The sequence below is a fragment of the Marinobacter alexandrii genome (assembly GCF_005871205.1).
Lineage (GTDB): Bacteria > Pseudomonadota > Gammaproteobacteria > Pseudomonadales > Oleiphilaceae > Marinobacter > Marinobacter alexandrii.
In genome coordinates this window covers 1-4,968 of the sequence record NZ_SWKM01000003.1, presented here as the reverse complement: position 1 = coordinate 4,968, position 4,968 = coordinate 1, and the positions used below count along the sequence as shown (strand labels likewise).

7 protein-coding genes are annotated in these 4,968 nt (G+C 48.8%); 6 read left to right on the top strand and 1 reads right to left on the bottom strand.

Features of this window, described 5'->3' with window-relative positions; all coding sequences use genetic code 11:
* The first annotated feature begins 552 nt into the window (after positions 1 to 552).
* The 6 genes from FCS96_RS00120 to FCS96_RS00090 all read left to right on the top strand — a co-directional run bounded on the left by FCS96_RS00120 (position 553) and on the right by FCS96_RS00090 (position 4,772).
* Positions 553 to 948, top strand: coding sequence for a hypothetical protein (locus FCS96_RS00120; protein ID WP_138438237.1), 396 nt, complete (start codon positions 553 to 555; stop codon positions 946 to 948).
* Positions 949 to 1,224: 276 nt separating this feature from the next.
* On the top strand, positions 1,225 to 1,428 hold the full coding sequence (locus tag FCS96_RS00115) for a hypothetical protein (RefSeq protein ID WP_138438236.1): 204 nt from the start codon (positions 1,225 to 1,227) through the stop codon (positions 1,426 to 1,428).
* A gap of 454 nt (positions 1,429 to 1,882) precedes the next feature.
* Positions 1,883 to 2,356, top strand: coding sequence for a hypothetical protein (locus FCS96_RS00105; RefSeq protein ID WP_138438234.1), 474 nt, complete (start codon positions 1,883 to 1,885; stop codon positions 2,354 to 2,356).
* Between the two features lie 74 nt (positions 2,357 to 2,430).
* On the top strand, positions 2,431 to 2,757 hold the full coding sequence (locus tag FCS96_RS00100) for an antibiotic biosynthesis monooxygenase family protein (RefSeq protein ID WP_138438233.1): 327 nt from the start codon (positions 2,431 to 2,433) through the stop codon (positions 2,755 to 2,757).
* Positions 2,758 to 2,889: 132 nt separating this feature from the next.
* A complete protein-coding gene (locus FCS96_RS00095; protein ID WP_138438232.1) occupies positions 2,890 to 3,861 on the top strand; it encodes a hypothetical protein in 972 nt (323 codons plus the stop codon).
* An 80-nt stretch (positions 3,862 to 3,941) separates the two neighbouring features.
* A complete protein-coding gene (locus tag FCS96_RS00090) occupies positions 3,942 to 4,772 on the top strand; it encodes a TIR domain-containing protein (RefSeq protein WP_138438231.1) in 831 nt (276 codons plus the stop codon).
* Positions 4,773 to 4,774: 2 nt separating this feature from the next.
* Here the strand turns inward: FCS96_RS00090 and FCS96_RS20115 are convergent.
* The coding region (locus tag FCS96_RS20115; RefSeq protein WP_212747025.1) for a hypothetical protein at positions 4,775 to 4,968 on the bottom strand (194 nt) is incomplete at its 5' end.

Below are 4,968 nucleotides of genomic sequence, written 5' to 3'. Positions count from 1 at the left end.
TTCGTTATCGCTGGCGTCAAAGACGGAGGCCGAGATGAGACACCATAACCAGTGCAGGCACGGCGACGCCCATTACATTGCGCCTTCGGCTTCATTTCATGGGCGCGCATGCTGCAAGCGTTATGAGAGTGAGGCATTCATTTGAGTTTCAGAAGTGATTTTGGCGTTTTTGTTTGTCCTCACGTATTCGAGGGGAGTCGGCCTGTGCTTGAGTCGGTGTGCGATCCCGACGGAGATTGGCAAATGTTGTGCGGGGTAGAAGGTTGCGTTGAGGAAGGCGAGCCTCGCTATGTTGGTGTAGGCCATTTGATGGAAAACGATCAAAGCATAAATGAGCTCTCGCAATTAAAGTCTGGAATGTTTGCTGAGCGCCCAAGTGCCAAATCACCATGGAAATTTGGGGAGTTATCCGACTGATGTGCCGATCTCATAACCAGGCAGTCAACCGGACGCCAAAAGCGTGGCGCTTTTGGTTCCCTCCGCTGCGCTCCGGCGCCGGTTACCGCTAGCGTTATGTGGTGAATCTCAGGCATACCAAGGAGATAGGTCTAAATGGATGAAGGACAGGAAGCCGCCGTAAAGGAGTTCTTCGAGGATTTTGTCACGGCATTTTCGAGCTTTGATGGCGATCGTGTGGCCACCAAGTTCAGCCTTCCTTATATGGCTAAAGGTCCGGGTGATGTTTGCAATGTTTTCGACTCACGGCCCCAGTTGGCAGAGTATTTTCAGTCCTACCTGGATGAGTATCACTCCCAAGGCTGCCGCGAATGTCGCTACTCAAACCTTGCTGTAAATCGGCTTGGTTCTGAATGCGTGGTTGCCTCTGTAACCTGGAATCTGGTGGATGCATCTAGCGTATCAGTCACCTCGTGGTCAGAGTCTTACCTGCTGGCTTTTGCAAACGGTAGAGCTTTAGCCTTTGCTACGGTAGACCACGTCGGGGATTAGGGTATGTGCTTAGCTTCGGGCTCACATAACCAGTGCAGGCACGGCGACGCCCACTACATTGCGCCTTTGGCTCCATTTCATGGGCGCGCATGCTGCAAGCGTTACATGCCTATGAAATTGATAACTTGTATATTTCTTTCAGCACTTTGCAGCGGCGTTTCCGCTGGGGAATGCCTAGAGTCGTCTTCCCGACAGCACGAGGCCGTCACGATTAGTCCAGATTCCGACCCAGCTTCCGGTATCTATCACGTTAGGGCGCCCCGGGAATTCGATGGCATGGAGCTAAAACTGCTGGTCTTGTCGGCTACGATGAAAGGTACAGAGGAAGGCAAGGAAATATCTCTGCCGCTTGCGATCAAGACCCGGGGAGAGCGTACCGGTAGTTATTTTCATATGCCTAGCAATTGGCTCAATGTGCGTGTCGCCGCCAACTACGGCGAGGGGTTGTGTACCGAGCTTGTGACAGAATTCAGCATGTAACAAGTGCGTCAAATACGTTCCGGGCCTAAAGGCCCTCCACCGGACGGCTTTTGCTCCGCTTCGCTGCGCAAAAACCGCCGTTTACGCAGGCGTTCTGTGTCATAAGGAGATAAGACCATGTCAGAAGTCAATGAGATTCAAATTAAGTGCCTAAACCCTAGATGCGGCACATGGTTCCCTTCGCCGATATTCTTTGGTGATACGGAATCCTTTGATTCATCCATGCTTGAGGGCAATACGGTTCAATGCCCATCCTGTGGCTCTATGACGTCATGCAACAAAGAAAATATGCGAGTTCGCGGCAAGGATGGCGGATTTGTGGGGAGTGACACATAGTCACACAGAACAAGGCGCAGCAGTACGCGGCCAATGGCCGCCGGACGCCCTTTCCATGGCTCCTTCGGCGCCATTCCAAGGTCGCCGCTGTGCTTCGGCGTTATAAATAGGAGGAGTAATGGTCGAACAGATCGAGGAATGGATACATCAGGTGAATTCCTCGCATAAAGAAGTGCGTCGGTCTTGCTCCGTCCTTGAAGAATATTTCAGCGGTTTTTACTCGCCTGACTTTCTCAAAACAGCGTTTTTCGTTGTTACCGACGAAATTCCGAAGCCTGATTTTCCAGAACTCCGGGAAGCAGGTCTAGGCGATTTCATCGACATGGACGTTGGAGGTATCACCTACAACGATACCTATTATATAAAGGTAGAGGCCGCAAACGAGCTTCGGCTTCACTTCCATGAATTGGTTCATGTGGTGCAATGGCGAGAACTCGCTCCGCAAGGATTCATAGAGCGCTACATCCGAGAGATTCAAGATTATGGGTATGACAAAGCTCCTCTAGAAAAGATGGCTTATGCCCTAGATGGGTACTACCAAAGCAAGGGAAGGCATCTCAGTGTTGAGCAGTTTGTCCGAGAAAATTTATAACAATTCGCGTCACTCGGACGCACTAAAGTGCGCCGGTGCGCTTCGCGTTACAAAGCAAGGGAGCGCGCGTAGTAATGATCGCCAGGGAATGGAAATGCCGAGTGCCTGAAAACCATAGTGAAGGGTTTACGGGCTACCTTTACGAAACCGGCATCAAGGATTCGTCCGCAACACCAGGCTTTCTCGGCGCTCAGATTTTACGCCGTTCCTTGGCGGCCAAAATTGAACTCACCCTCATCACGTACTGGGACAACCTGGAGTCCATCAAGGCGTTTGCTGGCAACGATATTTCGCAGGCACGCTTGTACCCAGAGGATGAGGTTTATGAGCTTGAGCCTGATCTTTCAGTGCAGCACTATGAGGTCATCGAGCATCAGTTTTCGGCAGAGCAGCGGGGGTAATCGAATGCACTTTCTTTGTAACAAGTCGTTCAAGTTCGTTCCCGGCCTGACGGCCGTCCACCGGACGCCCTTTCCTCCGCTTCGCTCCAAAAAGGGCGCCGCTTAACATTGGCGTTAGATTGGTGAGGAAGAATGAAGAAAGAAGCCTTCGTAGGACTTAGCAGTCCAATATTCTATGACTATCAGAATGTTGCGCCAAAAGCGCCAAATGATGATAGAAGCTCCCCGAATCCTGTCATAGAAAACGCGATAGGTTTGGCGATATTTTACGACGAAATATGGTTTGTTTGTGAAAGCTTATGCCCCGCGTCACTTCGTGGCCAGTCAAACGTAAAGTATTTAGACAAAGATCTCGACCCCGTCGTCGCTAGAAGTGCGGTCGATATACTTAGTCTTGAGAATGAAAATCAATCTCTATTGCATACGGTCGGGGAAACAGCGAGAGCAAATTTTACAGGTTATTGGGACGCCGTTAAAAAGGCCGGAACATATTGGGAAAATGAAGAGCCCCGTATGGATAATCATACCCATGGATTGAATATCTTCGATAAAAATTTACGGGCATCGTCTAATGACCCAGAAATAATTGTTAATGATCTCGAATGTGCGAAGTTTTTAAGAATGGATCTTTCTCTCAACACATTTAATGTAAATATTTACAACAAACTATACCCAAATCAGTTCGATCCACTTGCACAGGCAGCCGAAAATACAATCTGCAGCAATGCAATTATAAATTGTAGAGTTAATAATGCGATATCTAAAGCCGGCCCTGTAGACAAAATATATGATTATGCGTCAACAAGCCCTACGGCAAAGGATTTCCGGAGATATATTGAAGATAGATCTCCACTGGATGCCTACGGTTGTTTTCAGCAGCTTTCAGACGAAATAGATGATCATATTGCTCGAACACTTCGGAAGTCTTCAGAATCAGTGCATCCTGTGAAAGGAATAATGCGCTCACTTTGGAGCTTTGGACAGGGCATACTGATACCGGAAGGTATCCGCGACGTCAGCCGTTGGTATTTGGCCCAAGTCAAAGTTCCTCCAGACGGAGCAGCAGCATTTCTTTGGGATTTGCAGCAAAAATCTAACCAATGAATCAAGCTGACCAATTTGCGCTTGCGATCAAAAAGTCAGCTTATTTATAGTGTTAGCACTTTTTAAATTAGGAGATGGCCTTGAGAAAACCTCGTTTATTCATAGCTTCATCCGTTGAAACCTTACCGGTAGCTGAAGCTGTCAATGTGAACTTGGATCACGATCTCGAGGTCACAATATGGAAGAACGGAACATTCAAGCTCTCCTCTTCTGCAATTGACGACCTTGTAGAGAAATCATCGGCTGTTGATTTTGCCCTCTTTATATTCGCTCCAGAGGACGTTGCCTTGATAAGAAGCAGGGCTGAGCATGTTGTGCGCGATAACGTAATTTTTGAAATGGGCTTATTCGTTGGGGCAATTGGGAAATCCCGATCATTTATCCTTAAACCCCGTGACGTTGAAATGCACTTGCCAACAGACCTCCTTGGTGTGACACCTGCTGACTATGATGCAAGTCGGTCAGACAACGATCTCGTGTCTGCAACCAATCGGGCGTGCGCGTTGATTAAATCGGAGGTTGATCGAATTGGCTTTATTGATCATGCGAGCGTGTCGGCAACACAGAGAATTGTCGCGAACCCAGCAAATTATACACTCACGGATCAGGATTATCGGTTCCTCGCTGCTTGCCTACAGAGCCATACATGCGACCCAAGAGGAATGCCTTTCTACAGAATTTCAAACAGTTTTCGAGGAATAAACGAAGCGGTCCTGCAGCTCTCGCTGATAAAACTTGAGCGAATGGGTCTGCTCGATAAGGTAATCGAAACCGATGAACAAGACGGTTACGATTATTTTGCTTATTCGATTACGGAGCTGGGGGTAGATACCCTATTGAAGAACGAAGATGCCATCCAACCGAAGCGCCCGGAACCGGTCGATGATTTTGACGATGACATCCCGTTTTAGTGCTAACAAAACGCGTCACACGGATGCCCTTGTCTCCGCTTCGCTGCGTCAAGGTCACCGGTGCGCTCCGCGTTATAAGCCAAGGCTCCGGTAGTTTTTTGGTGGTTGGGTGAATGGGCCTTGGCGGCAAATTGGTGGGTAGTTTCTGGTTTCGCGTCATGGCCAAGGCCAGCAACTTCGTCGTCCAATCTGGAAG

What these genes read in the sequence shown, in the direction of transcription:
- FCS96_RS00120 (WP_138438237.1), top strand. Translation starts at nt 553, where the DNA reads ATGGATGAAGGACAGGAAGCCGCCGTAAAGGAGTTCTTCGAGGATTTT.
- FCS96_RS00115 (WP_138438236.1), top strand. Translation starts at nt 1,225, where the DNA reads ATGGAGCTAAAACTGCTGGTCTTGTCGGCTACGATGAAAGGTACAGAG.
- FCS96_RS00105 (WP_138438234.1), top strand. Translation starts at nt 1,883, where the DNA reads ATGGTCGAACAGATCGAGGAATGGATACATCAGGTGAATTCCTCGCAT.
- FCS96_RS00100 (WP_138438233.1), top strand. Translation starts at nt 2,431, where the DNA reads ATGATCGCCAGGGAATGGAAATGCCGAGTGCCTGAAAACCATAGTGAA.
- FCS96_RS00095 (WP_138438232.1), top strand. Translation starts at nt 2,890, where the DNA reads ATGAAGAAAGAAGCCTTCGTAGGACTTAGCAGTCCAATATTCTATGAC.